The organism is Pseudomonas sp. FP597, assembly GCF_030687435.1.
GTDB lineage: Bacteria > Pseudomonadota > Gammaproteobacteria > Pseudomonadales > Pseudomonadaceae > Aquipseudomonas > Aquipseudomonas lactucae.
This window is the reverse complement of the sequence record NZ_CP117432.1, coordinates 877509-903186: the sequence shown is the minus strand read 5'-3', so window position 1 is coordinate 903186 and position 25678 is coordinate 877509. Positions and strand designations below refer to the sequence as shown.

The 25678-nt window shown below is 60.9% G+C and carries 25 protein-coding genes; 9 read left to right on the top strand and 16 right to left on the bottom strand.

The annotated features are described in order from the left end of the window. Positions 1-3: 3 nt before the first annotated feature. Genes PSH66_RS04030 through pilV form a run of 4 tightly spaced genes read right to left on the bottom strand, consistent with a single transcriptional unit; the run spans position 4 to position 2141 of the window. Positions 4-405, bottom strand: coding sequence for a type IV pilin protein (locus PSH66_RS04030; protein ID WP_305428405.1), 402 nt, complete (start codon positions 403-405; stop codon positions 4-6). 11 nt (positions 406-416) lie between these two features. Further along, complete coding sequence (locus tag PSH66_RS04025; RefSeq protein ID WP_141064332.1) at positions 417-944, bottom strand: PilX N-terminal domain-containing pilus assembly protein; 528 nt, start codon at positions 942-944, stop codon at positions 417-419. 7 nt (positions 945-951) lie between these two features. Beyond that, on the bottom strand, positions 952-1659 hold the full coding sequence (locus PSH66_RS04020; protein ID WP_003171659.1) for a PilW family protein: 708 nt from the start codon (positions 1657-1659) through the stop codon (positions 952-954). Continuing rightward, on the bottom strand, positions 1656-2141 hold the full coding sequence (gene pilV, locus PSH66_RS04015; protein ID WP_003171658.1) for a type IV pilus modification protein PilV: 486 nt from the start codon (positions 2139-2141) through the stop codon (positions 1656-1658). Before pilV ends, PSH66_RS04020 begins: the two co-directional genes overlap by 4 nt. Before the next feature lie 204 nt (positions 2142-2345). Here pilV and PSH66_RS04010 point away from each other — a divergent pair, with 204 nt between their 5' ends. Continuing rightward, the gene (locus PSH66_RS04010) at positions 2346-2924 is read left to right on the top strand and encodes a GspH/FimT family protein (RefSeq protein ID WP_042944148.1); all 579 of its coding nucleotides are present in this window, start codon (positions 2346-2348) and stop codon (positions 2922-2924) included. Here PSH66_RS04010 and ispH read toward each other — a convergent pair. The 6 genes from ispH to murJ form a co-directional block, all read right to left on the bottom strand. Further along, positions 2878-3825: a 4-hydroxy-3-methylbut-2-enyl diphosphate reductase gene (ispH, locus tag PSH66_RS04005; RefSeq protein WP_003171655.1), complete on the bottom strand. Its 948-nt coding sequence runs from the start codon at positions 3823-3825 to the stop codon at positions 2878-2880. The two genes, PSH66_RS04010 and ispH, sit on opposite strands and share 47 nt — an antisense overlap. Before the next feature lie 136 nt (positions 3826-3961). Then, positions 3962-4399 (bottom strand): FKBP-type peptidyl-prolyl cis-trans isomerase, encoded by a 438-nt coding sequence (fkpB, locus tag PSH66_RS04000; RefSeq protein WP_181408625.1) that lies wholly within the window; start codon positions 4397-4399, stop codon positions 3962-3964. A 7-nt stretch (positions 4400-4406) separates the two neighbouring features. Further along, a complete protein-coding gene (lspA, locus tag PSH66_RS03995; RefSeq protein WP_003171652.1) occupies positions 4407-4919 on the bottom strand; it encodes a signal peptidase II in 513 nt (170 codons plus the stop codon). Then, on the bottom strand, positions 4912-7743 hold the full coding sequence (gene ileS / locus PSH66_RS03990) for an isoleucine--tRNA ligase (protein ID WP_141064329.1): 2832 nt from the start codon (positions 7741-7743) through the stop codon (positions 4912-4914). Before ileS ends, lspA begins: the two co-directional genes overlap by 8 nt. 14 nt (positions 7744-7757) lie before the next feature. Continuing rightward, the gene (gene ribF / locus PSH66_RS03985; protein ID WP_042944146.1) at positions 7758-8696 is read right to left on the bottom strand and encodes a bifunctional riboflavin kinase/FAD synthetase; all 939 of its coding nucleotides are present in this window, start codon (positions 8694-8696) and stop codon (positions 7758-7760) included. A 119-nt stretch (positions 8697-8815) separates the two neighbouring features. Continuing rightward, entirely contained in the window at positions 8816-10354 is a 1539-nt protein-coding gene (gene murJ / locus PSH66_RS03980) for a murein biosynthesis integral membrane protein MurJ (protein WP_305428404.1), read from the bottom strand. Positions 10355-10607: 253 nt separating this feature from the next. Here murJ and rpsT point away from each other — a divergent pair, with 253 nt between their 5' ends. Then, entirely contained in the window at positions 10608-10886 is a 279-nt protein-coding gene (gene rpsT / locus PSH66_RS03975; RefSeq protein WP_003171647.1) for a 30S ribosomal protein S20, read from the top strand. A gap of 162 nt (positions 10887-11048) precedes the next feature. On the opposite strand, the gene PSH66_RS03970 is transcribed toward rpsT, so the two are convergent. After that, positions 11049-11534: a peptidylprolyl isomerase gene (locus PSH66_RS03970; protein ID WP_003171645.1), complete on the bottom strand. Its 486-nt coding sequence runs from the start codon at positions 11532-11534 to the stop codon at positions 11049-11051. On the opposite strand from PSH66_RS03970, the gene PSH66_RS03965 reads away from it, so the two are divergent. From PSH66_RS03965 to PSH66_RS03955, 3 genes are read left to right on the top strand one after another with little or no spacing between them, the layout of a single operon-like run. Beyond that, the gene (locus PSH66_RS03965) at positions 11503-11841 is read left to right on the top strand and encodes a DUF3565 domain-containing protein (RefSeq protein ID WP_078823208.1); all 339 of its coding nucleotides are present in this window, start codon (positions 11503-11505) and stop codon (positions 11839-11841) included. The two genes, PSH66_RS03970 and PSH66_RS03965, sit on opposite strands and share 32 nt — an antisense overlap. A gap of 60 nt (positions 11842-11901) precedes the next feature. After that, positions 11902-14001, top strand: coding sequence for a phosphate acetyltransferase (gene pta, locus PSH66_RS03960; protein WP_003171643.1), 2100 nt, complete (start codon positions 11902-11904; stop codon positions 13999-14001). Continuing rightward, positions 14002-14901: an acyltransferase gene (locus tag PSH66_RS03955; protein WP_305428403.1), complete on the top strand. Its 900-nt coding sequence runs from the start codon at positions 14002-14004 to the stop codon at positions 14899-14901. Positions 14902-15014: 113 nt separating this feature from the next. On the opposite strand, the gene cysN is transcribed toward PSH66_RS03955, so the two are convergent. The 3 genes from cysN to PSH66_RS03940 form a co-directional block, all read right to left on the bottom strand. After that, a complete protein-coding gene (gene cysN / locus PSH66_RS03950; protein WP_003171641.1) occupies positions 15015-16913 on the bottom strand; it encodes a sulfate adenylyltransferase subunit CysN in 1899 nt (632 codons plus the stop codon). Positions 16914-16922: 9 nt separating this feature from the next. Continuing rightward, positions 16923-17840: a sulfate adenylyltransferase subunit CysD gene (gene cysD / locus PSH66_RS03945; RefSeq protein WP_003171640.1), complete on the bottom strand. Its 918-nt coding sequence runs from the start codon at positions 17838-17840 to the stop codon at positions 16923-16925. Between the two features lie 173 nt (positions 17841-18013). Continuing rightward, entirely contained in the window at positions 18014-18772 is a 759-nt protein-coding gene (locus PSH66_RS03940) for a Nif3-like dinuclear metal center hexameric protein (protein WP_003171638.1), read from the bottom strand. A gap of 102 nt (positions 18773-18874) precedes the next feature. Between PSH66_RS03940 and algW the strand changes: the two genes are divergently transcribed. Both algW and PSH66_RS03930 read left to right on the top strand, forming a co-directional pair. After that, positions 18875-20029 carry a Do family serine endopeptidase AlgW gene (algW, locus tag PSH66_RS03935; RefSeq protein ID WP_003171637.1) on the top strand — a complete coding sequence of 385 codons (1155 nt, stop codon included), beginning with the start codon at positions 18875-18877 and terminating at the stop codon, positions 20027-20029. A 104-nt stretch (positions 20030-20133) separates the two neighbouring features. Continuing rightward, positions 20134-22227: a TonB-dependent siderophore receptor gene (locus PSH66_RS03930; RefSeq protein ID WP_305428402.1), complete on the top strand. Its 2094-nt coding sequence runs from the start codon at positions 20134-20136 to the stop codon at positions 22225-22227. A 36-nt stretch (positions 22228-22263) separates the two neighbouring features. Here PSH66_RS03930 and hemH read toward each other — a convergent pair whose 3' ends face one another. Both hemH and PSH66_RS03920 read right to left on the bottom strand, forming a co-directional pair. Then, positions 22264-23289 carry a ferrochelatase gene (gene hemH / locus PSH66_RS03925; protein ID WP_003171634.1) on the bottom strand — a complete coding sequence of 342 codons (1026 nt, stop codon included), beginning with the start codon at positions 23287-23289 and terminating at the stop codon, positions 22264-22266. A 14-nt stretch (positions 23290-23303) separates the two neighbouring features. Then, positions 23304-24203 carry a TIGR01777 family oxidoreductase gene (locus PSH66_RS03920; RefSeq protein ID WP_003171632.1) on the bottom strand — a complete coding sequence of 300 codons (900 nt, stop codon included), beginning with the start codon at positions 24201-24203 and terminating at the stop codon, positions 23304-23306. 213 nt (positions 24204-24416) lie between these two features. Between PSH66_RS03920 and PSH66_RS03915 the strand changes: the two genes are divergently transcribed. Then, positions 24417-25403, top strand: a complete 987-nt coding sequence (locus PSH66_RS03915; protein WP_003171630.1) for an NAD(P)/FAD-dependent oxidoreductase — start codon at positions 24417-24419, stop codon at positions 25401-25403. Then, positions 25400-25615 (top strand): TIGR02450 family Trp-rich protein, encoded by a 216-nt coding sequence (locus PSH66_RS03910; protein ID WP_003171629.1) that lies wholly within the window; start codon positions 25400-25402, stop codon positions 25613-25615. Before PSH66_RS03915 ends, PSH66_RS03910 begins: the two co-directional genes overlap by 4 nt. The last annotated feature ends 63 nt before the right edge of the window (positions 25616-25678 follow it).

The window sequence follows — 25678 nt, the reverse complement described above, 5'->3', positions numbered from 1 at the left end:
TCATCATTGCCCCCAGCACGTGCGGCGCGACATTTCAGGCGCCGCACCCGGATTCTCCCGCGCACCGGTACTGGTCAGGCTGAAGTCACCACAGGGGTCGCCAACCATCATGGATCCAGCGACCGGTGTCGCCACCAGGAGGAAATCCAAAGGGTTCAATGCAACGGTGATTCTATAGCGATCATTGCCAGTACTGACGTTGCCTGCATCAATAAAAGTGCCGTTCCTCGTATAAAACCGCTCCAGATGCTGGGCCTGCTCCAACAGAAGGGCGACAATTTCTGCGCGATAAGCTTTTTTTACCTGGCCGGTATAACCGGGGTAAATAACCGCGGCCAACACCGTGATGATCGCCACGGCGATCAATAGCTCGATCAGGGTGAAACCCTGGCTGTCCCTGCCCATCCCATTGCTCCTTATTGAAGTTGCCGCCATGACACCCGTCGAAAACGCGGACCATCCTCCTCCACCTGCGCATACAGGCTCTCCAGCACCGTACGCGATTGACCACTGAGCCCGACCGCCGTCACCCGGTACAACCTCGCAGAAACGCGCGGCGGCAGATTCGCCACCCCGACGCCAGCGCCCAGGGATTGCACGGCGTAGACGCCGCCCTTGAAGGCAAACCAGGCAACCGTCGAAACAGGGTCCGTCCCGGCGCCAGTCACCGAAAACGCTTCCGGCGGCGGCGCACAGGCCACAATTGACGAACATTGCGGCCATGCGCCCCCCGCTCGCTGCGCGTCCCCCTCCCCCCGCCTCAAACCGCTTTCTGCCGCCTGAAGTGACTGGTTACGATGCCAGAAGCTGCCGCTGTTCTTTTGCTGCGCCACGGCGCCTTGCATCGACGACAGCCCGAGCAGTGATAACAGCAGCAGAAACACCAGACTGATCAGCAGTGCCATCCCCCTCTGCAACGAATGCAAATTATTGAAAAACTTCATGGACGCCCTACCCCAAACGGTTTCGTAGCGCCGCCACGACGCTGTAGGTTTGATCCTTTACCCGATCTGCCGGGTCCTGCAACGTCATGCGGATGCGCACGCTGCGTATCAGGGCCTCGTTGGCCGGGCGACTGTCATAGCGCACGACCTGCATGGAATCCATTTTGGCGGCCATGCCAAAACTGATGTCGAATGCCCGCACGTTATCCACCAACACCGCCTTGGCCGGCGCGGCAGGCGTGCTGACCTTCAACTGGCCCGTCTCAAAGGTGTAAGTGAGCTGACGTACGGCAAAACGAATCTGCCCAGGCGCAGGTGCAGGTGCGTTCCCGGCATAGGCTTGAGCCGTACCGACGCAATCGGACAACACCGTCCAGTCGGGCTTGTCGCCACCTTCACCCCGATCGGCGGTTATCAGCGTCAGCGACGTCGCACTGCCAGCGGCAGTCCAACCAATCGGCCGTTCGAACGCCGCCGGGGCATTCTCGATAAACGCCGTGGCCAGGCAGCCAAACATGCCCGCCTGGCGAATGTCCCGGATCATCTTGCCCAGCACGAACCGCGCGTCATCCTGCAATAACATGGCGGCTTGCTGGCTGGCATGGGTCGCCCGCGAGCTGATCAACACCTGGCCGATCCCCAGTACCAGCAACAGCCCGACAGCCAGGGCCAGCAGCAGCTCCACCAGGCTGAAACCTCGATTTGTGCTTCTCACTGCCCCACCTGCGACTGATCGCCGATACGGCTGGTGAGGGCGAAGGTTTCCCGCGCGCCAGGCCTGTTGGTACCTCGGCTGTCATCCCAACTGATGCTGACGGTCACCTCGTCAGCGCTGATCGCCACCGTGCCCTTGGCGCTCTCTCCGGCAAAGCCCAGGATATTGGTCTCGAAATCATGCAAGTCCAGGTCGCGCACGCTGGCGGCGGCGCTATCGGCCGGCGCGCGTTCGCCCCGTCTCCATGAGTAATCGGCCCCGGCGTTGGCGCGGATTCGGTCGAGCATGTCGTAGGCGATAAAACTGGCCTGGCTGGTCATTCTTGAGCTGTCGGTGTATTTGAGCGCATTGAGCTGGATCACCGCAGCGCCCAACAGGCCGATGGCAAGGATCAGCACCGCCACCAGCACTTCAATCAGCGTCATGCCGCCTTGAAGCCGAGGGAAAGTGCGCAGGGAAAACAGGTTCAGGCCGTCAAGCATTATCGTCGCCATCCATGTCGAAGGCCAAAAAGAAGCAGGTAAATTCTGCCGTGCGACCCAAGACTAGCGGCGGTTTTCCAGCCGTGCCGTCGGCGGAACAAAGGGAAATACTTTGGACATAAATGCCATCACTCGGCGCCAGCGGCTGGACGCTATACCTAGGGCTGTACTGAATATTGACTCACGTCCACGGAGGGACGGCCCATGCGACAACGTGGTTTTACCCTGATCGAACTGCTGCTCGGGCTACTCGTAAGCGGCATCCTCGCGCACTTGGCAGTGCCCAGTTTCAAGGGTTTGCTGGAGTCACAGCAGCGGTACAGCGCAGCACACTCATTGGCGAACGGCCTTCGCCTGGCACGTACTGAAGCCATTGCGCGCAATCGGGCGGTGGTGATCCATGCCCGGCACGACGATTGGAGCCGGGGCTGGCGGGTGATCGTGGATATCAGCGGGCGCGGCCCTCTGGACGAAGACAATCCGGTGCTGCTGGAGCATCAGGACAACGGGCGCATCCCGATAGTCGGCAACGGACCGGTCAAGCGCCAGGTACGCTTCAGCGGGTTGGGCGAACCGGTATTTGCAGGCGGGGGGTTCCGTGCGGGCACCTTGCACGTGTGCACAGTAGATTCGGCGCAGAGTCTGCACCAGGTGGTGCTGGCACCCAGCGGGCGCATCAGCCTGCGCAGCGATAGAGCTGAGCAGGCATTGTGCCGCGGCGACGGCACCGTGGCCGTCAGAGCAGCGAGCGCACCCGCAGCTCCTTGGGCATGGAGAAAGTAATGTTCTCTTCACGCCCAGCCAACTCATCAGCGCCGGTCGCGCCCCAGGCGTGCAGTTGCTGGATAACACCACGCACCAACACTTCCGGGGCCGAGGCACCGGCGGTAATGCCGATACGCTCGACGCCGTCGAACCAACCGCGCTGCAGGTCTTCTGCACCGTCGATCAGGTATGCCGGTGTCGCCATACGCTCGGCTAATTCGCGCAGTCGGTTGGAGTTGGAGCTGTTGGGGCTACCGACCACCAGCACCACATCGCACTCGTCGGCCAGTTGCTTGACTGCATCCTGGCGGTTTTGGGTGGCATAGCAGATGTCATCCTTGCGCGGCCCACCGATGGCCGGGAAGCGCGTGCGCAGGGCGTCGATCACACGGCTGGTGTCGTCCATGGACAAGGTGGTCTGCGTCACGAAGGCCAGGCGTTCGGGGTTGCGCACCTGCAGGGCGGCGACGTCTTTTTCGTCTTCCACCAGATAAATCGCGCCGCCATTACTGGCGTCGTACTGGCCCATGGTGCCTTCCACTTCCGGGTGGCCGGCATGGCCGATCAGGATGCACTCGCGGCCGTCGCGGCTGTAGCGGGCGACCTCGATATGCACCTTGGTGACCAGCGGGCAGGTTGCATCGAAGACTTTCAGGCCACGGCCTGCCGCTTCGGTACGCACAGCCTGGGACACGCCGTGGGCGCTGAAGATAACGATTACGTCGTCGGGCACCTGATCGAGCTCTTCGACGAAGATGGCACCACGTGCGCGCAGGTCTTCGACCACGAACTTGTTGTGGACGACCTCATGACGCACGTAAATCGGCGGCCCGAAGACTTCCAGGGCGCGATTGACGATTTCGATCGCCCGGTCCACGCCGGCGCAGAAGCCACGGGGGTTGGCGAGTTTGATTTGCATGCTGTGCCTCGTGTCTCGCAGCTACTATGGATCAGGATTGACGCTACTCAACTGATAATTAAGATCAAAGGTGGGAGGGGCGGTGCAACATTGACGTCGCACCGCCCCTCCCACACTTTTAATTGTGCGTCGTCAGTCAGAGCGCTTTAACGTCGATGATTTCAACGTCAAACGTCAAGGTTTTACCGGCCAACGGATGGTTGAAGTCGATGGTCACTTGCGCGTCATCAAATGCTTTCACCACGCCAGGCAATTCAGTATTCGCCGCATCGTTGAAAATCACCAGCAGGCCTTCCGACAGGTCCATGTTCTGGAACTGCGAACGCGGGATGATCTGTACGTTTTGCGGGTTGGGCTGGCCAAAGGCGTTTTCCGGCAGGATCTGCAAGGTGCGCTTGTCGCCGGCCTTGAAACCGAACAATGCCGCTTCGAAACCCGGCAGCAGGTTGCCGTCGCCGACCCTGAAGGTCGCCGGGGCTTTGTCGAACGTGCTGTCGACCGTGTCGCCATTTTCCAGGCGCAGTGCGAAATGCAAAGTGACTTCCGTGTTCTGGCCGATGCGTTGCTCAGCCAATACCTGATCAGTCATTGACGGTCTCTCCGGTTTTCTTACTTTTGAACATGTCCAGCGCCAGCATGATTGCACCGACGGTGATGGCACTGTCGGCAAAGTTGAACGCGGGGAAATAATGACGGTTCTGCCAATGCACCAGGATAAAGTCGATCACATGGCCCAGGGCAATGCGGTCGTACAGGTTACCCAGCGCGCCGCCCAGCACCAGGGCCAGGGCGATCGCCAGCCAGGTGTCATCGCGCCCAAGACGCTTGAGCCAGACCACCAGTATCGCGCTGACCACCAGCGCGATAACCGCGAACAACCAACGCTGCCAGCCACCGCCATCGGCGAGAAAGCTGAAGGCGGCGCCGGTGTTGTAGGCCAGGGTCCAGCTGAAGTAATCCGGGATCACCACGATTTGCTGGAACATTTCCAGGGAGCCTTCGAAGTGAGCCTTGCTGACCTGGTCAATGACCAGGACCAGCACGCTCAGTACGAGCCAGCCCAGACGTCCGAAACGACTGGCTGCATTAGGCATAGTGGCGAACCTCGCCTTCACCGCTGATGTTGTCGACGCAACGACCGCAGATTTCCGGGTGTTCCGGGTTCACGCCGACATCTTCACGGCAGTGCCAGCAACGGGCGCACTTGGGGAAGGCCGACTTGACCACTTTGAGCTTGAGACCCGGCACTTCAGTGGCCACGGCGTCCGCCGGGGCCTGGGCGAATGGGGCCAGGCTCGCAGTGGAGGTGATCAGCACGAAGCGCAGTTCGTTGCTCAGCTTGGACAGGTCAGCGGTCAGGCTTTCTTCGGCAAACAAGGTGACTTCGGCTTGCAGGTTGCCACCCACGGCCTTGGCCGCACGTTGAACCTCCAGCTCCTTGTTCACCGCGACTTTAACGGCCATCACGCCTTCCCAGTATTCGCGGCCCAGTTCGAAGTCGGCCGGCAGTTCGGTCAGGCCTTCATACCAGGTGTTGAGCATCACCGATTCGTTGCGCTCGCCCGGCAGGTATTCCCACAGTTCGTCGGCGGTGAACGCCAGGATCGGTGCGATCCAGCGTACCAGCGCTTCGCTGATGTGGTACAGCGCGGTCTGCGCCGAACGACGCGCCTTGCTGTTGGCGGCGGTGGTGTACTGGCGGTCCTTGATGATGTCCAGGTAGAAACCACCCAACTCCTGCACGCAGAAGTTGTGGATCTTCGAGTACACGTTCCAGAAACGGTATTCGCCGTAGTGTTCCTGCAACTCGCGCTGCAGCAACAGGGTACGGTCCACGGCCCAACGGTCCAGGGCGAGCATGTCCTCGGCCGGCAGGAGGTCGGTGGCCGGGTTGAAACCGGTCAGGTTCGACAGCAGGAAACGCGCGGTATTACGAATACGGCGGTAGGCATCGGCGCTGCGGGCCAGGATCTGGTCCGACACGGCGATTTCACCCGAGTAGTCGGTCGATGCCACCCACAGGCGCATGATGTCGGCGCCCAGGGTGTCGTTGATTTTTTTCGGTTCGATCACGTTCTTCAGCGACTTGGACATCTTGCGGCCCGTCTCGTCGACGGTGAAGCCGTGAGTCAGCAGTTCGCGGTACGGGGCGTGGTCGTCGATGGCGCAACCGGTCAGCAACGAGGAGTGGAACCAGCCACGGTGCTGGTCGGAGCCTTCCAGGTACAGGTCGGCGCGCGGACCGCTCTCGTGGCCCATCGGGTGCGAACCACGCAGCACGTGCCAGTGGGTGGTGCCCGAGTCGAACCACACGTCCAGGGTGTCGCTGATCTTGTCGTACTGCGGCGCTTCGTCGCCCAGCAGTTCGGCGGCGTCCAGCTTGAACCAGGCTTCGATACCCTCCTGTTCAACGCGCTGGGCCACAACTTCCATCAGCTCGACGGTGCGCGGGTGCAGCTCGCCGCTTTCCTTGTTGAGGAAGAACGGGATCGGCACGCCCCAGTTACGCTGGCGGGAGATGCACCAGTCCGGGCGGTTGGCGATCATCGAATGCAGGCGCGCCTGGCCCCAGGCCGGGACGAACTGGGTGTCTTCGATGGCTTTGAGCGAGCGCACGCGCAGGGTGTCGCCGCTGGTCGGCTCTTTGTCCATGCCGATGAACCACTGCGCGGTGGCGCGGTAGATCAGCGGGGTCTTGTGGCGCCAGCAGTGCATATAGCTGTGCTTGATGGTAGCGGTCTGCATCAACGCGCCGACTTCGCTCAGCTTGTCGATGATTGCCGGGTCGGCCTTGAAGATGAACTGGCCGCCAAAGAACTCCAAAGACGGCACGTAGACGCCGTTGCTCTGGACCGGATTGATGATGTCATCGTTGACCAGGCCGTACTTTTTGCAGATCACGAAGTCGTCGACGCCGTAGGCCGGCGAGCAGTGAACCACACCGGTGCCCGAGCCCAACTCGACGTAGTCGGCCAGGTACACCGGCGACAGGCGGTCATAGAACGGGTGACGGAAATTGATCAGCTCCAGCGCCGAGCCAGTGGTGGTGGCGATCACCGAACCTTGCAGCTCGTAACGGGCCAGGCACGACTCAACCATTTCTTCGGCCAGCACCAACAGACGGTCGCCGACGTCCACCAGGGCGTAGGTGAACTCAGGGTGCACGTTCAGCGCCTGGTTGGCCGGGATGGTCCACGGGGTGGTGGTCCAGATCACGATAGCCGCCGGTTTGCTCAGGCTGGCCAGGCCGAATGCCTGGGCCAGCTTGGCCTCGTCGGCCACCGGGAAGGCCACATCGATGGTCGAGGATTTCTTCTCTTCGTACTCGACTTCCGCTTCAGCCAGGGCCGAGCCGCAGTCGAAGCACCAGTTCACGGGCTTGAGGCCCTTGAACACGAAACCACCCTTGACGATTTCGGCCAAGGCGCGGATTTCACCGGCCTCGTTCTTGAAGTTCATGGTCTTGTACGGATTGTCCCAGTCACCCAGCACACCCAGGCGGATGAACTCGGACTTCTGCCCTTCGATCTGCTCGGTGGCGTAGGCACGGCACAGCTCGCGGGTTTTATCGGCGCCCAGGTTCTTGCCGTAGGTCACTTCGACCTTATGTTCGATCGGCAGGCCGTGGCAGTCCCAACCCGGGACATACGGTGCGTCGAAACCCGACAGGGTCTTGGAACGCAGAATCATGTCCTTGAGAATTTTGTTCAGCGCATGACCGATGTGAATCGTGCCGTTGGCATAAGGAGGGCCGTCGTGCAGGACGAATTTCGGACGATCCTTGCCAATTTCGCGCAACTTTCCGTACAGGCCAATACTGTCCCAGCGCTGCAGGATCTGCGGTTCGCGCTGTGGCAGGCCGGCCTTCATTGGGAAGGCGGTGTCCGGAAGGTTTAGCGTGGCTTTATAGTCGGTCATTTAAGGCTCTTCGGTTAGCGATGGGCGCTAGGTGCGGCTAGTGCACGGGCGGCGGCGACATCCGCATTGATCGCCGTTTTCAACGCCTCGAGGGAGGCGAAACGCTGCTCTTCACGCAGCTTTTGGTGGAAAACCACCGTCAAACGCCGGTCGTATAAATCACCGGCAAAATCCAAAAGGTGAACTTCCAGGTGGGCCTTGCCATCACCCGCAACCGTGGGTCTGACGCCTATATTGGCGACTCCCGGCCACGATTGGCCGTCGATGTCGACGCTCACCAGATAAACGCCGGTCAGCGGCACACGACGGCGCTTGAGTTGCACATTGGCGGTTGGCGTGCCCAGTTGGCGCGCCAGCTTCTGGCCGTGCAGGACCCGACCGGCAATGCGGAAGGGGCGGCCGAGCAAACGCTCGGCCAAGGCGAAGTCGGCAGCGGCCAGGGCGTTACGCACCTGGGTACTGCTCACGCGCAGGCCATCGAGTTCGACGGTTTGCGCGGCTTCGACGGTGAAGCCCTGTGCAATACCCGCGTGTTGCAGGAATTCGAAATCCCCGACCCGGTCGCAACCAAAACGGAAGTCGTCGCCGACCTCCAGGTGTTGTACGCCCAGGCCATCCACCAGGATACGGTCGACGAACTCGGCGGCGCTGAGGCTCTGCAAACGCTGGTTGAAAGCCAGGCAGAGGACGCGGTCCACACCTTCTTCAGCCAGCAGTTGCAGTTTGTCCCGCAAGCGGGCCAACCGGGCCGGCGCCGTTTCGGGGGCGAAATACTCCCGCGGCTGAGGCTCAAAAATCACCACGCAGCTGGGCACGCCCAACTCGACCGCACGCTCGCGCAGCCGGGCCAGGATAGCCTGGTGGCCACGGTGAACACCGTCAAAGTTGCCAATAGTGGCGACGCAGCCCCGATGCTCGGGGCGCAGGTTGTGGAGACCTCGAACCAGCTGCATAACGCGCTTCTTGCTCATAAAGTGGTCGATTATAACCACACCCGGCCCCGGACGACAGGCAACAGCGCAGGGCAAATGGATCGAATCGATAAAACAGCCGCTTTATCGCGGCAAACTCTCTAACTCAGCGACTTGCGATTGAAATCCCGCAGGCGGAAACCCTGCAGCAGCAACATCCCGAAGTACACCACCACGCCAGCGACGACCAGCACGCCCAGGCGCATGAAGCGCTCCAGCATACGGCCCTCGCTCCAGGCCGGCATCACATGCATCAGGCCGAGCAATACCGCCGACATCATTGCCACCGCCACCAGCAGCTTGAGGGCAAATACCCCCCAACCCGGCTGCGGCTGGAACATCTGCTGTTTGCGCAGTTGATAAAACAGCAGGCCGGCGTTGATGCAGGCACCGGCGCTGATCGCCAGGGCCAGACCGGCGTGGGCCAGCGGGCCGATAAACACCAGGTTGAGCAGTTGCGTGACGATCAGAGTGAAGATCGCGATTTTCACCGGCGTACGGATGTTCTGCTGCGCATAGAACCCTGGCGCCAGCACCTTGATCACGATAATGCCGAGCAGACCGACGGAATAGGCGACCAGCGCATGCTGGGTCATCAGGGCGTCATGGGCGTCGAATTGTCCATACTGAAACAGCGACACTGTCAGCGGCTCGGCGAGGATTCCCAGGGCCAAAGCACAGGGCAATACCAGGACGAAGCACAGCCGCAGGCCCCAATCAAGGATGCGTGAGTATTCCTGGCGATCCTTGCTGGCGTAGGTGCGCGCCAGGGTCGGCAGCAGAATCGTGCCGAGAGCCACGCCGAGCACGCCGGACGGCAGCTCCATCAGACGGTCGGCGTAGTACATCCACGACACCGAGCCCGACACCAGTAACGAGGCGAACGCAGTGTTGATGATCAGGGATATCTGACTGACCGACACGCCCAGGATCGCCGGCAGCATATTGCGCATCACGCGCCACACGCCGGTGTCCTTGAGGTTCAGGCGCGGCAGCACCAGCATGCCGATCTTTTTCAGGTGCGGCAGTTGGTAGAGCAATTGCGCCAGGCCACCGGCCAGCACGGCCCAGCCCAGGGCCATCACCGGCGGATCGAAATACGGCGTGAGGAACAGCGCAAAGATGATCATGCTGACGTTAAGCAAGGTCGGCACGAACGCCGGCACCGAAAAACGGTTCCAGGTGTTGAGGATGGCCCCGGCCAGGGACGACAGCGAGATCAGCAATATATAAGGAAAGGTTACGCGCAACAGGTCTGTGGTCAGCGCGAATTTTTCCGGGGTGTTGGCAAAACCGGGCGCCGTGGCCCAGATAACCCAGGGCGCCGCGAGCATGCCGGCAATCGTCACCAGCATCAGCACCAGGGTAAGCAGGCCCGAGACGTAGGCAATAAAGGTGCGGGTCGCCTCCTCGCCCTGCTGGGTTTTGTATTCCGCCAGGATCGGTACGAAAGCCTGGGAGAACGCCCCCTCGGCAAAAATCCGCCGCAGCAGGTTGGGCAATTTAAAGGCAATAAAGAAGGCATCCGTGGCCATACTGGCCCCAAAGATGCGCGCCAGCAGGGTGTCACGCACAAATCCCAAAACCCGGGAGATCATCGTGATAGAGCTGACGGCGGCCAACGATTTGAGCAGATTCATTGAAAGAGTTTGCGCCTATAGATAAACAGCAGGCGAACTAAGCGCCCACTTATGCGATACTGCGCGCCTGCAACAGCACAGAGCCAAAGCTCGCGAGTTTACAGGTCAAGCGCCGGAAATAAATCACCCGCCTCTTCAGATCGACCACTCAGCAGTTCGCATCAGCCGCCCTTGACAACCCGTCAAGTCATCGGCATGATTCGCGGCCTATTTTGTTTGCTATTTCCTAAAAAGTCTTTCGAGGAGCTCGACGGTGGCCAACACACCTTCCGCCAAAAAACGTGCAAAACAGGCTGAGAAGCGTCGCAGCCACAACGCCAGCCTGCGTTCCATGGTTCGTACCTACATCAAGAATGTAGTTAAAGCCATCGACACCAAAGACGCTGAAAAAGCTCAAGCAGCTTACGTTCTGGCTGTGCCTGTTATCGACCGTATGGCCGATAAAGGCATCATCCACAAGAACAAGGCCGCTCGCCATAAGAGCCGCCTGAATGGCCACATCAAGGCTCTGAACGTTGCTGCTGCAGCCTAAGTGGTAACAACTGCAACGCAACCCAGGTTGTGAAACAGTTAAGAAATGCCCCGTACCGAAAGGTCCGGGGCATTTTTGTTTTCTGGAATGCGGTGAATTTCAGATAAAAAAACGCCCCGAACCAGTCGGGGCGTTTTTGCTACCACCTGATCAAAATATCAATCAATGGTGGTGACCGCCTTCGCCATGGACGTGGCCGTGAGCCACTTCTTCCTGGGAGGCGTCGCGGATGGCCACGATCTTCACTTGGAAGTTCAGGCGCTGACCCGCCAGCGGGTGGTTGCCGTCGACCGTCACGTCGTCGCCGTCCAGATCGCGGATGGTGACGATCTGCATTTGGCCGTCCGGCGCCGAAGCGTGGAACTGCATGCCCACTTCCAGCTCATCAACACCTTCGAACATGCTACGGCTCAGGGTGCTGACCAGTTCGGCGGAGTATTCGCCGTAGGCATCTTCAGGTTCTACGGCAACGGTCAGTTCATCACCGACTGCTTTGCCTTCCAGCGCCTTTTCCAGGCCTGGGATGATGTTACCTGCGCCTTGCAGGTAGACCAGCGGCGCGCCGCCGGCTGAGCTGTCGATGACCTCACCAGCGTCGTTGGTCAGGGTATAGTCGATGGAGACAGCCTTGTTAGCGGCGATCGTCATGGGGCGAGACCTTTTGCATAAGAATGAAGAACGGACAAGTCTAAACAAGGATTTGCCCGAAAGCGAACAGAACCCGGACAAACGGGACCGACCAACGGTCTCGACGATCACCGGCTTCCATCAGGACGACGACCTTCATTGGGTAGCCGAGCTGTCTTGCGGTCATACCCAGCACCTGCGCCACCAGCCGCCCTGGCAATCGCGCGCCTGGGTGCTCGACCCCGCGCAGCGCCTGGAAAAAATAGGCCAACCCTTTGCCTGTGGCTGGTGTGCGCAGGGGCCGAATAACGATAACCTTGGCGCTTGATTCCCGGTAGGCACTCAGCCATAGAGCGCCACCGAAGCCATGCACCTCAAGAGAATTCGCATGCAGACTTTTTTTATCGCGCCCACCGATTTTGGTGTGGGCCTGACCTCCATCAGCCTTGGGCTGGTGCGTACCCTTGAGCGGGCCGGGCTGAAAGTCGGCTTTTTCAAGCCGATTGCCCAGCCGCACCCCGGCGACACCGGCCCCGAACGCTCCACCGAACTGGTGGCACGCACCCACGGCCTCAAACCGCCGCAGCCCTTGGGCCTGGCCCATGTCGAGCGGATGCTCGGCGACGGCCAGCTCGACGAATTGCTCGAAGAAATCATCACGCTGTATCAGCAGGCCGCGGTGGGCAAGGATGTGCTGATCGTCGAAGGCATGGTGCCGACGCGCAGCGCCAGCTATGCGGCACGGGTCAACCTGCACTTGGCCAAGAGCCTGGACGCCGAGGTGATCCTGGTCTCGGCGCCGGAAAACGAAGTGCTCACCGAACTCTCCGGCCGCGTGGAATTGCAGGCGCAACTGTTCGGCGGCCCTAAAGATCCGAAAGTCCTCGGCGTGATCCTTAACAAGGTGCGCACCGAAGAGAGCATGGAAGCCTTCTCGGCGCGCCTTAAAGAACATTCGCCGCTGTTGCGCAGTGGGGATTTCCGCCTGCTCGGCTGTATTCCCTACCAACCGGAACTCAATGCGCCACGCACCCGCGACGTGGCCGACCTGATGAGCGCGCAGATCCTCAACGCCGGCGACTATGAAACCCGGCGCATGACCAAAATCATCATCTGCGCGCGCACCATGCGCAACACTGTGGAGCTGCTCAAGCCCGGCGTGCTGGTGGTAACTCCCGGCGACCGCGACGACATCATCCTCGCCGTCAGCCTGGCCGCAATCAACGGCGTCCCCCTGGCCGGCCTGCTGCTGACCAGCGATACCCTGCCCGACCCGCGCATCATGGAGCTGTGCCGCGGCGCGTTCCAGGCTGGGTTGCCGGTTCTGTCGGTGAGCACCGGCTCCTACGAGACCGCCAATCTGCTCAACAACCTGAACAAGGAAATCCCGATCGACGACCGCGAGCGGGCCGAGATCATCACCGATTTCGTCGCCAGCCACCTCGACGCGCGCTGGCTGCACCAGCGGTGCGGCACGCCACGGGAAATGCGCCTGTCGCCGGCGGTGTTCCGCTATCAGTTGATCCAGCGCGCCCAGGCCGCCAACAAACGCATCGTACTGCCCGAAGGCAGCGAACCGCTGACCGTACAGGCTGCCGCCATCTGCCAGGCCCGGGGCATTGCCCGTTGTGTGCTGCTGGCCAAACCCGAGGATGTGCAAGCGGTGGCCCGCGCTCAGGGCATCGAGTTGCCTGAAGGCCTGGAAATCCTCGACCCGGACCTGATCCGCCAGCGCTATGTCGAGCCAATGGTGGCGCTGCGCAAGAGCAAGAGCCTCAACGCGCCGATGGCCGAGCAGCAACTGGAAGACACCGTGGTGATCGCCACCATGATGCTCGCGCTGGATGAAGTCGACGGTCTGGTGTCCGGGGTTATCCACTCCACCGCCAATACCATCCGCCCAGCCCTGCAACTGATTAAAACGGCGCCGGGCTGCACGCTGGTGTCGTCGGTGTTCTTCATGCTGTTCCCCGAGCAGGTGCTGGTGTATGGCGACTGCGTGATGAACCCGCACCCGAGCGCCGCGGAGCTCGCGGAAATCGCCCTGCAAAGCGCCGATTCGGCGTCGGCGTTCGGCATCACCCCGCGCGTGGCGATGATCAGCTATTCCAGCGGCGATTCGGCCAGTGGCGAGGAAGTGGAGAAAGTCCGCGAAGCCACCCTGCTCGCCCATGAACAGCAAAGCTCGCTGCTGATCGACGGCCCGCTGCAATATGACGCCGCCGCCAACGAACATGTGGCGCGGCAGTTGGCCCCCAACAGCCTGGTCGCCGGCAAGGCCACGGTGTTCGTGTTCCCCGACCTGAACACCGGCAACACCACCCACAAAGCCGTGCAACGCAGCGCCGATTGCGTAAGCCTGGGGCCGATGCTCCAGGGGCTGCGCAAACCGGTCAACGACCTGCCGCGCGGCGCGCAGGTGGACGACATCGTGTACACCATCGCCCTGACCGCGATCCAAGCCGCCAACCGACCTATGGATATCTAAATGCTGGATTTTCTACCTGCCGCCGTGCGCGGGGTAATCGCATCGCTGTTGTTGGCGCTGAACACGATCCTGTTGTGTTCGTTCCTGTTTATCGTCGCGCTGTTCAAGGCGCTGCCGTTTGCCAAACGCTTCAGCGAATGGCTGATGAATCACACTCACGAAGCCTGGGTGACCAACAACAAAGGCTGGATGAACCTGGTGCAACGCACTCGCTGGCACCTCAAAGGCCTTGAGGGCCTGGACTATCAGCACTCATACCTGGTGACCAGCAACCACCAGAGCTGGGTCGACATCATGGTGCTGCAATACGTGCTCAACCGCCGTATTCGCCCGCTGAAGTTCTTTCTCAAGCAGGAGCTGATCTGGGTCCCGGTGATTGGCCTGGCCTGGTGGGCGCTGGGCTTTCCGTTCATGAAGCGCTACACCAAGGCCTACCTGGAGAAGCACCCGGAGAAGAAGGGCAAGGACCTGGAAACTACGCGCAAGACCTGTGCGAAGTTTCGCGACAACCCGGTAGGCATCTTTAACTTTGCCGAAGGCACGCGGTTTACGCCGGGTAAGCACGCCCAACAGAACTCGCCGTTCCGTTATCTGCTCAAGCCAAAGGCCGGCGGTATCGCGTTTGTGCTGGATGCCATGGGGGAGCAGCTCAAATCACTGGTGAACGTGACCATTCACTACCCCGGCGGACGTCCAGGGTATTGGGATTTGCTCTGCGGCAAGGTGAAGGACGTGGTGGTGCAGTTTGAAGAGGTGCAGATTCCGGCTGAGTTTATCGGCAAGAACTATGAGCAGGATGGGGAGTATCGGTTGGCGTTCCAGGGCTGGATCAACCAGCTGTGGGAAGCAAAGGATGCGTTGCTGGATCAGCTTCACACCGAATTCCCAGACAAAAGATGATCAAAATGTGGGAGGGGGCTTGCCCCCGATTGCTGAGTGTCAGTCACTGCATCTTTTGACTGACACACCGCCATCGGGAGCAAGCCCCCTCCCACATTTGACTGCAGCGCGCTTTAGATCGCGCCGCGCTGACGCAACAGCTCCAGCACTTGCTTGACGCTTTCTTCCAGCGACAGGGCCTGGGTGTCGATTACCAGATCGGCATTCAACGGCACGTCGTACGGGAAGGATTCACCCGGAATGTTATCCCCGCCGGCAGCGTACAGACCTTGCGGATCACGCTCGGCACACACCAGCGGCGACGCCTGCACATACACGGTCAGCAGACGATCGGCACCAATCAGCGCCTTGGCCTGCTCACGGCCTTCGGCATCCGGGGCGACGAACGCGGCCAGGGTCAGCAGGCCCGCTTCGTTGAACTGACGCGCGACGTGAGCCGCACGACGCCAGTTCTCGGTGCGGCCGGCACGGTCCTGGGCCAAGCCTTTGTTCAGGTCGTGACGCAGGTTCTGGCCATCCAGGACGAACACCGCGCGGCCCATGTCGAACAGCTTGCGCTCAACCGCATAGGCCAGGGTGCTCTTGCCGGCACCCGACAAACCACTGAACAACACGGTGGCCGGCTGCTGACCGAAACGCTGGGCGCGCTCCTCGGTGGCGACATGGGCCAACTGGCCGTGATGCGCCGCACTGCCATGGGACACTGGCGACGCGATGATCATACCGGCGGCCACGGTGCCATTGGTCAAACGGTCGATGACGATAAACGCACCGGTGGTGCGGTTGCTGTCATAACCGTCCAGGGCGATGGCGGCGTCGAGGCTGACCTTGACCCGGCCGATCTCGTTCAACTGCAGCGAACTCGCCGGACCTTCGGCCAGGGTGTTCACGTCCACGCGATGCACGATGCTGGTGATGGAGCCCGGCACGTAGCTGGTGGCGCGCTTGATGTCGTATTTCTTGCCCGGCAACATCGGTTCTTCGGCCATCCACACCAGCATGGCGTCAAAGGCGTCGGTCACCTGCGGCACGTTGTCGGCATGTACCAGCAGGTCGCCACGGGAGATGTCGATCTCGTCTTCCATGGTCAGGGTCACGGCCTGGCCTGGGCCGGCGTGCTCCAGCTCACCGTCGAAGGTGACGATGGATTTGACGCGGCTGCTCTTGCCCGACGGCAATACCACGACTTCGTCGCCCTTGTGCACGATGCCGCTGGCCAGGGTGCCGGCAAAACCACGGAAGTTCAGGTTCGGACGGTTGACGTACTGCACTGGGAAACGCAGGTCGGTGTAGTTGCGGTCGTTGGCGATCTCGACGGTTTCGAGGATCTCCATCAGCGACTGGCCGGTGTACCAAGGCGAACGCTCGCTCTTGTTCACCACGTTGTCGCCCTTGAGCGCCGACATCGGCACGAACGCCATGGTGCTCGGCTTGAAGGCGATGCCTTCGGCGAACTTCAGGTAATCGGCCTTGATCGACTCGAACACGCTTTGGTCGAAGCCATTGATGTCCATCTTGTTGACGGCAATCACGATGTGCTTGATGCCCAGCAACGAGGCGATATAGCTGTGGCGACGGGTCTGGGTCTGCACGCCGTAGCGGGCGTCGATCAGGATGATCGCCAGGTCACAGGTGGACGCACCGGTGGCCATGTTACGGGTGTACTGCTCATGGCCGGGGGTGTCGGCGATGATGAATTTGCGCTTGGCGGTGGAGAAGTAGCGGTAGGCAACATCAATGGTAATGCCCTGCTCACGCTCGGCCTGCAGGCCGTCGACCAGCAACGCCAGGTCGATATCATCGCCCGTGGTGCCGGATTTTTTCGAATCACGGGTGATGGCTTCCAGGTGATCTTCGTAGATCATCTTGGAGTCGTGCAGCAGGCGCCCGATCAGGGTGCTCTTGCCGTCGTCGACATTGCCGCAGGTCAGAAAGCGCAACATCTCTTTGCGCTCGTGCTGGCCCAGGTAGGCGAGGATGTCCTCGCTGATCAAATCAGATACGTGCGACATGACAGCCCCTTAGAAATAGCCTTGACGTTTTTTATCTTCCATCGAGCCTGCGCCATCGTGGTCGATGACACGGCCCTGGCGCTCGGAAGTTCGCGTCAGGAGCATTTCCTGAATGATGTCCGTCAGCGTCTCGGCTTCGGACTCCACCGCGCCCGTCAATGGGTAGCAGCCAAGGGTGCGGAAACGTACTTTCTTTTTGACGATACGGGCTTTGTCTTCGTCGGACAGGTGTTCGAGGATGCGGTCGTCGTCGATCATGATCAACGTGCCGTTCTTCTCGATCACATCGCGCTCGGCGGCAAAGTACAGCGGCACAATCGGGATGCCTTCGAGGTAGATGTACTGCCAGATGTCCAGCTCTGTCCAGTTGGACAGCGGGAACACACGGATCGACTCACCCTTGTTGACGTTGCCGTTGTAGACGTTCCACAGCTCCGGGCGCTGGTTCTTCGGGTCCCAGCGGTGTTTGCTGTCACGGAACGAGTACACGCGCTCTTTGGCGCGGGACTTCTCTTCATCGCGACGGGCACCGCCGAAGGCGGCGTCGAAACCATGCTTGTCCAAGGCCTGCTTGAGGCCTTCGGTCTTCATGATGTCGGTGTGCTTGGCGCTGCCGTGGGTGAACGGGTTGATGTTCTGCGCCACGCCATCGGGGTTGATGTGGGTTATCAGGTCCAGGCCCAGCTCTTCGACCATTTTGTCGCGGAACTTGTACATCTCCTGGAATTTCCAGCGGGTGTCGACGTGCATCACCGGGAATGGCAACTTGCCCGGGAAGAAGGCCTTGCGTGCCAGATGCAGCATCACGGCGGAGTCTTTACCGATCGAGTAGAGCATCACCGGGTTGTCGAACTCGGCGGCGACCTCGCGGATGATGTGGATGCTTTCCGCCTCCAGCTGTTTCAGATGCGTCAGTTTGTCGACCATGGTTACTCACGGAAAAACGATCTTATGGACGGCCAAGCGGGCCGTGTTCGAGCGGGGCATGCTAGCACAGCACCTGCTTCTATTCAGGGAGCTGGCTAGATCGAAACGGTATATGAATATGCCCCTGAGTTTGGCCTGCAATGCAGGCAAGCCCCCTCCCAGATTGGGGTTAATTAGATCGGGTTGGGGCAGTCGATGAATAAATGCTCCAGGGCAAAGCGCCGCGCCAGGTAATCGCCCAGCGCCTGCACGCCGTAGCGCTCGGTAGCGTGATGGCCGGCGGCGATAAAGCTGATGTCATTTTCGCGGGCGCTGTGGAAGGTTTGCTCGGAGGCTTCACCACTGAGGAACAGGTCGACGCCGGCGGCAATCGCGTCGTCGATATAACCCTGGCCACCGCCGGTGCACCAGCCGACGCGGCGGATCATCTCGCTGCCTTCGATCAACAGCGGCTCACGCCCCATGACGTCCTGTACACGGCGGGCAAAATCGCGCGGCGACAGGGGCTCGGCGAGCGAGCCGACCAGGCCGACGATCTTGGGGTTGCCTGGGTCCAGCGGGCCTTCGACGGTGATATCCAATTGGCGGGCCAGTTGCACGTTATTGCCGACGTCGGGGTGCAGGTCCAGCGGCAGGTGGTAGGCCAGCAAACTGATGTCGTGCTTGAGCAACGTTTTCAGGCGGCGTTGCTTCATGCCGGTGATGCAGGGGTTTTCGCCTTTCCAGAAATAGCCATGGTGCACCAGGATCAGATCGGCCTCGGCTTCGACAGCGGCGTCCAGCAGGGCCTGGCTTGCGGTCACGCCGCTGACGATGCGCATCACCTGCGGACGACCTTCGACCTGCAGGCCATTGGGGCAATAATCGGCAATTTTTGCGCTGGCGAGGTAGCGGTCCGCTTCCTCAACGAGGGTGGTCAGGGGGACGGCCATAAAAGACTCCTAAATATCCGGTTCCGAGGTGCTCGCAGCCTCGTATAATGCGCGACATTATGGGCGCTCTCCCGCCCCCTGCAACCTGTCAGGACTTACTTGATGCTCAAGGCACTGCGTTTTTTTGGATGGCCATTGTTGGCTGGCGTGCTGATCGCGATGCTGATTATTCAGCGTTTCCCACAGTGGGTGGGCTTACCAAGCCTTGATGTATACCTGCAACAGGCCCCGCAAACCACTACGGTGGTACAAGGCCCGGTGACCTACGCGGATGCGGTGGTCATCGCCGCGCCGGCCGTGGTCAACCTGTACACCACCAAAGTTATCAACAAACCGGCGCACCCGTTGTTTGAAGACCCGCAGTTCCGCCGCTATTTCGGCGACAACGGTCCCAAGCAGCGACGCATGGAGTCCAGCCTGGGTTCCGGCGTGATCATGAGCCCTGAAGGCTACATCCTCACCAACAACCACGTAACCACCGGCGCCGACCAGATCGTGGTGGCCCTGCGCGACGGCCGCGAAACCCTGGCCCGCGTGGTGGGCAGCGATCCGGAAACCGACCTGGCCGTGTTGAAAATCGACTTGAAGAACCTGCCATCCATTACCCTCGGCCGCTCCGATGGCTTGCGGGTAGGTGACGTGGCGCTGGCCATCGGCAACCCGTTTGGCGTGGGCCAGACCGTCACCATGGGCATCATCAGCGCCACCGGGCGTAATCAGCTGGGGCTAAATAGCTACGAAGATTTCATCCAGACCGACGCCGCGATCAACCCCGGCAACTCCGGCGGCGCGCTGGTGGATGCCAATGGCAACCTGACCGGCATCAATACGGCGATTTTTTCCAAGTCAGGCGGCTCCCAGGGCATCGGTTTTGCCATCCCGGTGAAGCTGGCGATGGAGGTGATGAAGTCGATCATCGAGCACGGCCAGGTGATTCGCGGCTGGCTGGGGATCGAAGTCCAGCCGTTGACCAAGGAATTGGCCGAGTCGTTTGGCCTGACCGGGCGTCCTGGCATCGTGGTCGCAGGGATCTTCCGCGACGGTCCGGCGCAGAAAGCCGGTCTGCAACTGGGGGATGTGATCCTCAACATCAACGGCGAACCGGCCGGCGACGGACGCAAATCAATGAACCAGGTGGCACGGATCAAGCCAAGCGACAAGGTGGCGATCCTGGTGATGCGCAACGGTAAAGAGATCAAATTGTCAGCGGAAATCGGCCTGCGTCCGCCGCCGGCACCGGTGAAAGAAGAGGAATAAGCCGCGGTTCCAGGTGCTCCTGTGCGGGCACCTGATATTTCAAGGCAATTCATTCTCATTAGACATGTTATATTGTTTCAATATCGACATTGGAACGCTCTATCATGCCGTCTCGAAGAATTGCCCCCTTGGCTGGCCTTGCCCTGGGTTTGCTGCTGGACCCCGCCTTCGCCGAAGAAAACACCCTGGAACTCGATACCATCAGCGTCACCTCCGACGCTTATGAGTCCGCGACAGGCCCGGTCAACGGCTACCGCGCCACCCGCTCGGCCAGCGCGACAAAAACCGACACGGCTCTGCGCGATATCCCACAATCCATCAGCGTGATTCCCGCCACGGTACTCAAGGACCTGGGCAGTACCAATGTAGAACGCGCCCTGGAATTTGCCGGCGGCGTGTCCAAGCAAAACAACTTCGGCGGCCTGACACTCTACGAATACAGCGTGCGTGGCTTCACCACCTCGGAATTCTACCAGGACGGTTTCAGCGCCAACCGGGGCTACCCGAGCACGCCGGATGCGGCCAATATCGAGCGCATCGAAGTGCTCAAAGGCCCCGCCGCCAGCCTGTATGGGCGTGGCGATCCGGGCGGCACGGTGAATATCGTCACCAAGAAGCCCCAGCCGCAAGCCTTCACCACCCTGCAAACCAGTGCCGGTAGCTGGGACCGCTATCGCACCGCCCTCGACGTCAACACACCGCTGGACGCCGAGGGCAATGTGCTGTCACGGGTCAACCTGGCCGTGGAAGACAACCACAGCTTCCGCGATCACGTGCAGAGCAAACGTGTGTTCGTCGCGCCCTCGTTCAGTTGGCAACTGGACCCGGACACTCACCTGCTGGTGGAAAGCGAATTCGTGCGCCACAGCTCCACCTTTGATCGCGGCATCGTCGACGCCCCCGGCGTATCCCGCTCCACCTTCCTTGGCGAACCCAACGACGGCGACATCGACAACCACAACAACCGCATCCAGGCCACGCTGGAACATCACCTTAACGACGCCTGGAAACTGCGCCTGGCCAGCCACTACAAACAGGGCAGCCTGTGGGGCGACGCTTCGGAAAACCGTGCACTGAACGCAGACGGCCACACCCTCAACCGCCGCTACCGCGAACGCTCCACGGGCTGGCATGACAGCATCACGCAACTGGAACTGCGCGGCCTGTTTGATATCGGCAGTTGGCAGCACGAACTGCTGGTGGGTACCGAATACGAGGATTACCGCAAGAAGGAACGCGTAACCGCGATCGCGGGCAGCTACCCCATTGACCTCTACAACCCAGTCTATGGCCAGCCCAAGCCCAACGGCGCGCGCTCCGGCACCGACTTCTTCGAACAGACCAAAAGCCACGCGCTGAACCTGCAGGACCAGATTGTCTTCACCGAGCGCCTGCGTGGCATGGTCGGCGCGCGCCTGGAGCATTTCGAACAAAGCACCGACGATTTCACCCGCAACCACGCCAAGAGCCGACAAACCCACGACGCCCTCACCCAGCGCGCCGGCTTGCTTTACCAGCTCACGCCCGAAATCGGCGTGTTCGCCAATGCCTCGACCTCGTTCAAGCCCAACAGTGGCCTGGACGCGACCGGCAACACCTTCAAGCCCGAAGAAGGCGTGGGTTATGAGGTGGGGATCAAGAGCGAGCTGTTCGACGACCGCCTCAGCACCACCCTCGCCGCGTTCCATATCGAAAAGGAAAACGTACTGGCGCTGGATCCCGCCACCAACACCAACCGTGCCATGGGCAAGGCGCGCAGCCAGGGCGTTGACCTGCAACTGACCGGGCAACTCACCGACGCAGTACGTGTGATCGGCGCCTTCGCCTACATCGACGCCGAAGTGACCAAGGGGGACAAAACCATTCCAACGGGCAGCCGCATCCTCGGCGTGGCCAAGCGCAGCGGCAGTCTGTTGGGCGTGTATGAATTCCAGGATGGCGCGTTGCGCGGTTCAGACCTGGGCGCGGCGTTCACCTATGTGGGCGACCGCTCGGGCGAAGCAGGCGGCAGCTTTGAACTGCCGGCCTACCACACCGTGGACTTACTGGCTCATTACAAGGCCACCGAAAACGTGACCGTGGGCCTGAACCTCAACAACCTGTTTGATGAAAAATACTACGAGCGGTCCTACAGCAATTACTGGGTCAACCCCGGTGAACCGCGCAACTTCACGGTCAGCCTGACCCTCAATCTGTAACACGGATCAAAAATGTGGGAGGGGCGCCAGGCTCAATTACAGTGAAAGAGGCGCTCTTTCACACAGCGTATTGAGCGCCACCGCCCACTGCGGGTCATCATTCAAGCACGGCACCAACACCAACTCCTCGCCCCCCGCCTCACGGAACTGCTCACGACCACGATCGCCGATTTCCTCCAGGGTCTCGATGCAGTCGGCAACAAACGCCGGGCACATTACCAGCAGCTTTTTCACGCCTTGCCGAGCCAGTGCGTCCAGGCGCGCCTCGGTGTAGGGTTCGATCCACTTCGCACGGCCCAGGCGCGATTGGAAGGCCACCGACCATTTACCGTCCGGCAAGCCCAGACGCTTGGCAACGTCACGCGCAACGCTGAAGCATTGCGCCCGGTAGCATTTGGCAAGCACCTCGGCAGAGGCGTTCTTGCAGCAGTCGGCGTCCTTGAAACAATGCTGGCCGGTCGGGTCGAGCTTCGTCAGATGGCGCTCGGGCAAGCCGTGGAAACTCAGCAGCAAATGATCGTAATCCTGCTCGACGTACGACCGTGCGCTCGCCGCCAGGGCATCGAGGTATTCCGGCTGGTCGTAGAACGGCTGCAGGATCGAGAACTGCACAGGCAGTTTTTTCTCTTGCACCACGCGGCGCGCCTCTTCGATCACCGTGGTCACGGTGCTGTCGGCAAATTGCGGATACAACGGCGCCAAGGTGACTTTCTGAATACCCTGTGCGGCCAGGCGGGTGAGCGTGGTTTCCAGCGACGGCTCGCCGTAACGCATCGCCAACTCCACGGGCCCCTGGGTCCATCGAGTGGTCATCTGCTGTTGCAAGCGGCGACTGAGCACCACCAGCGGCGAGCCCTCGTCCCACCAGATCGATGCATAGGCATGGGCCGACTGCTCGGGGCGCTTGATCAGAATCAGCGACACCAGCAGGCGCCGCACCGGCCATGGCAGGTCAATCACGTAAGGGTCCATCAAAAACTGATTCAGGTAGCTGCGTACATCGGCCACCGAAGTGGACGCCGGTGAACCCAGGTTGACCAGTAACAACGCGTGATCCGTCATGCAACATCCTATGGCTAGAGGCGGCTGGACAAGTCGTCCAAGGCCGCACGCAACTCAGTGAACTGGAAAGTGAAACCGGCGGCCAGCAAGCGCTCGGGCACCGCCTTCTGCCCGCCCAGCAATAAACCGGACAACTCCCCCAAGCCAACCTTCAGCGCAAACGCCGGCATGGGCATGAACGCGGGGCGGTGCAACACCTGGCCCAGGGTCCTGGCGAACTCGCGGTTACGCACCGGGTGTGGCGCGCAGGCATTATAAGGACCGCTGGCATCATCCTTGTGCAGAAGAAAATCAATCAGGGCGATTTGATCCTTGATATGCACCCACGGCATCCACTGCCGACCCGTGCCTATCGGCCCGCCCAGCGCCAGTTTGAACGGCAGCAACAGCCGCGACAAAAAGCCGCCCTCGGCCGCCAGCACCAGGCCGGTACGCACCATCACCACACGCATCCCCAGGGCTTCGGCGCGCTGGGCGGTTTCTTCCCAGGCGATGCAGAGCTGGCTGGGGAAATCGTCCAGAACCGGGCCGCTGGCTTCGGTCAATTCACGCTCGCCGCCGTCGCCGTACCAACCCACCGCAGAACCGGAGATCAAAACCGCCGGTTTCTGTGCAAGGCCTTCCAGCCATGCCAACAGGGTTTCGGTGAGCCCGATACGGCTGCTCCACAACAACGCCTTGCGTTTGTGCGTCCAGGGGCGGTCGGCAATCGGCGCGCCGGCGAGGTTGACCACCGCATCCACCGTCCCGATCACTTCGCGCAGCTCGCCGATGCCAAGCACCTGGGCACCGCAGAGCCTGGCGACTGTTTCGGGGCGGCGGCTCCAGACCGTCAGGCGATGGCCCTGGGCGAGCCAGTGTTGGCAGAGCTGGCGACCGATCAAACCGGTACCGCCGGTCAGCAAAATATGCATGGGACACTCCTCATGTAACGTTCGCCGCCGATCACTGGTCTATTTTAATAAGCAGGGATCAATTTAATAATCGGGCGTAACGTTGGTTTTAGCCTTAGCTTTAACCATAGGTCACGCCACACGATCAGGTACGCAAAAACTTATACCAAAAAACGATATTGTACAGCTATTGGTGTCGGCGTAGTCTGTACCCAACGGTAAACGAGGCCTCCCATGACTGTCCCCATCGCGATCATCGGTACCGGCATCGCCGGTCTCTCCGCCGCCCGAGCGTTACAAGAAGCCGGGCACGTCGTACAACTTTTCGATAAAAGCCGCGGCAGTGGTGGCCGCATGTCCAGCAAGCGCAGTGATGCCGGCGCACTCGACATGGGCGCGCAATATTTCACTGCCCGCGACCGGCGCTTCGTCAACGAGGTGCAACGCTGGCAAAGCAACGGCTGGGCCGAGCAATGGAAGCCCCAGCTGTACAATTTCAAATCCGGCCAACTCACACCCTCTCCCGATGAGCAAATCCGCTGGGTCGGCACGCCGCGCATGAGCGCCATCACCCGCGCCCTGCTCGACGACCTGCCGGTCGAGTTCGGCTGCCGCATCACCGACGTATTCCAAGGCACGCAACATTGGAACCTGCTCGATGCCGACGGCGGGCATCACGGGCCCTTCAGCCATGTGGTCATTGCCACGCCGGCGCCGCAGGCCACCACGCTGCTGGCCGCCGCGCCGAAACTGGCGAGTGCCGCCGCCGGGGTGAAAATGGACCCCACCTGGGCCATCGCGCTGGCCTTCGACAAACCGCTGGAAACGCCCATGGAGGGCTGCTTCGTGCAAGACAGCCCGCTCGACTGGCTGGCGCGCAACCGCAGCAAGCCCGGACGCGACACCGCTCTGGACACGTGGGTACTGCACGCCACCAGCACCTGGAGCAAGGCGCACCTGGACCTGTCCAAGGAGGCCGTGATCGAACACCTGCACGGCGCTTTCGCCGAGCTGCTGCACAGCGCCATGCCCGCGCCGTCGTTCAGCCTGGCGCACCGCTGGCTCTATGCGCGACCGGCCAACGCCCATGAGTTTGGCGTACTCGCCGACGCCGACCTGGGCCTGTATGTGTGCGGCGACTGGTGCCTGTCCGGTCGAGTCGAAGGCGCGTGGCTCAGCGGCCAGGAAGCGGCGCGACGTTTGATCGAGCACCTGCAATGAATCGCATCAACCCGGCCAAGCTGCTGCTGTCGAAATGGACAGCCACGTCCCCGCAAAACAAAGAAAAACACTTTCTCGTCACGGAACTGTTTCGTGACGAGGAAAACACGGTACTGGAAATCGAACTGCAGGCTGTCATGACCCTTCGCACTGAGCGTATGGCGTGGCAAACCCTGCAAAACCCCGACTGCTGGAAAATGGGCTGGAAATAATCTGGCCGCAAAAACCTGTACAAATAATTTGACTTGTACAGCATCAAACCTATGATGCAATTA

Bases quoted from the DNA above. Each gene is read 5' to 3' on its own strand.
- PSH66_RS04030 (WP_305428405.1), bottom strand. From the start codon at position 405: ATGGGCAGGGACAGCCAGGGTTTCACCCTGATCGAGCTATTGATCGCC.
- PSH66_RS04025 (WP_141064332.1), bottom strand. From the start codon at position 944: ATGAAGTTTTTCAATAATTTGCATTCGTTGCAGAGGGGGATGGCACTG.
- pilV (WP_003171658.1), bottom strand. From the start codon at position 2,141: ATGCTTGACGGCCTGAACCTGTTTTCCCTGCGCACTTTCCCTCGGCTT.
- PSH66_RS04010 (WP_042944148.1), top strand. From the start codon at position 2,346: ATGCGACAACGTGGTTTTACCCTGATCGAACTGCTGCTCGGGCTACTC.
- ispH (WP_003171655.1), bottom strand. From the start codon at position 3,825: ATGCAAATCAAACTCGCCAACCCCCGTGGCTTCTGCGCCGGCGTGGAC.
- lspA (WP_003171652.1), bottom strand. From the start codon at position 4,919: ATGCCTAATGCAGCCAGTCGTTTCGGACGTCTGGGCTGGCTCGTACTG.
- ileS (WP_141064329.1), bottom strand. From the start codon at position 7,743: ATGACCGACTATAAAGCCACGCTAAACCTTCCGGACACCGCCTTCCCA.
- ribF (WP_042944146.1), bottom strand. From the start codon at position 8,696: ATGCAGCTGGTTCGAGGTCTCCACAACCTGCGCCCCGAGCATCGGGGC.
- murJ (WP_305428404.1), bottom strand. From the start codon at position 10,354: ATGAATCTGCTCAAATCGTTGGCCGCCGTCAGCTCTATCACGATGATC.
- PSH66_RS03965 (WP_078823208.1), top strand. From the start codon at position 11,503: ATGGAGACAGCCTTGTTAGCGGCGATCGTCATGGGGCGAGACCTTTTG.
- PSH66_RS03970 (WP_003171645.1), bottom strand. From the start codon at position 11,534: ATGACGATCGCCGCTAACAAGGCTGTCTCCATCGACTATACCCTGACC.
- pta (WP_003171643.1), top strand. From the start codon at position 11,902: ATGCAGACTTTTTTTATCGCGCCCACCGATTTTGGTGTGGGCCTGACC.
- PSH66_RS03955 (WP_305428403.1), top strand. From the start codon at position 14,002: ATGCTGGATTTTCTACCTGCCGCCGTGCGCGGGGTAATCGCATCGCTG.
- cysN (WP_003171641.1), bottom strand. From the start codon at position 16,913: ATGTCGCACGTATCTGATTTGATCAGCGAGGACATCCTCGCCTACCTG.
- cysD (WP_003171640.1), bottom strand. From the start codon at position 17,840: ATGGTCGACAAACTGACGCATCTGAAACAGCTGGAGGCGGAAAGCATC.
- PSH66_RS03940 (WP_003171638.1), bottom strand. From the start codon at position 18,772: ATGGCCGTCCCCCTGACCACCCTCGTTGAGGAAGCGGACCGCTACCTC.
- algW (WP_003171637.1), top strand. From the start codon at position 18,875: ATGCTCAAGGCACTGCGTTTTTTTGGATGGCCATTGTTGGCTGGCGTG.
- PSH66_RS03930 (WP_305428402.1), top strand. From the start codon at position 20,134: ATGCCGTCTCGAAGAATTGCCCCCTTGGCTGGCCTTGCCCTGGGTTTG.
- hemH (WP_003171634.1), bottom strand. From the start codon at position 23,289: ATGACGGATCACGCGTTGTTACTGGTCAACCTGGGTTCACCGGCGTCC.
- PSH66_RS03920 (WP_003171632.1), bottom strand. From the start codon at position 24,203: ATGCATATTTTGCTGACCGGCGGTACCGGTTTGATCGGTCGCCAGCTC.
- PSH66_RS03915 (WP_003171630.1), top strand. From the start codon at position 24,417: ATGACTGTCCCCATCGCGATCATCGGTACCGGCATCGCCGGTCTCTCC.
- PSH66_RS03910 (WP_003171629.1), top strand. From the start codon at position 25,400: ATGAATCGCATCAACCCGGCCAAGCTGCTGCTGTCGAAATGGACAGCC.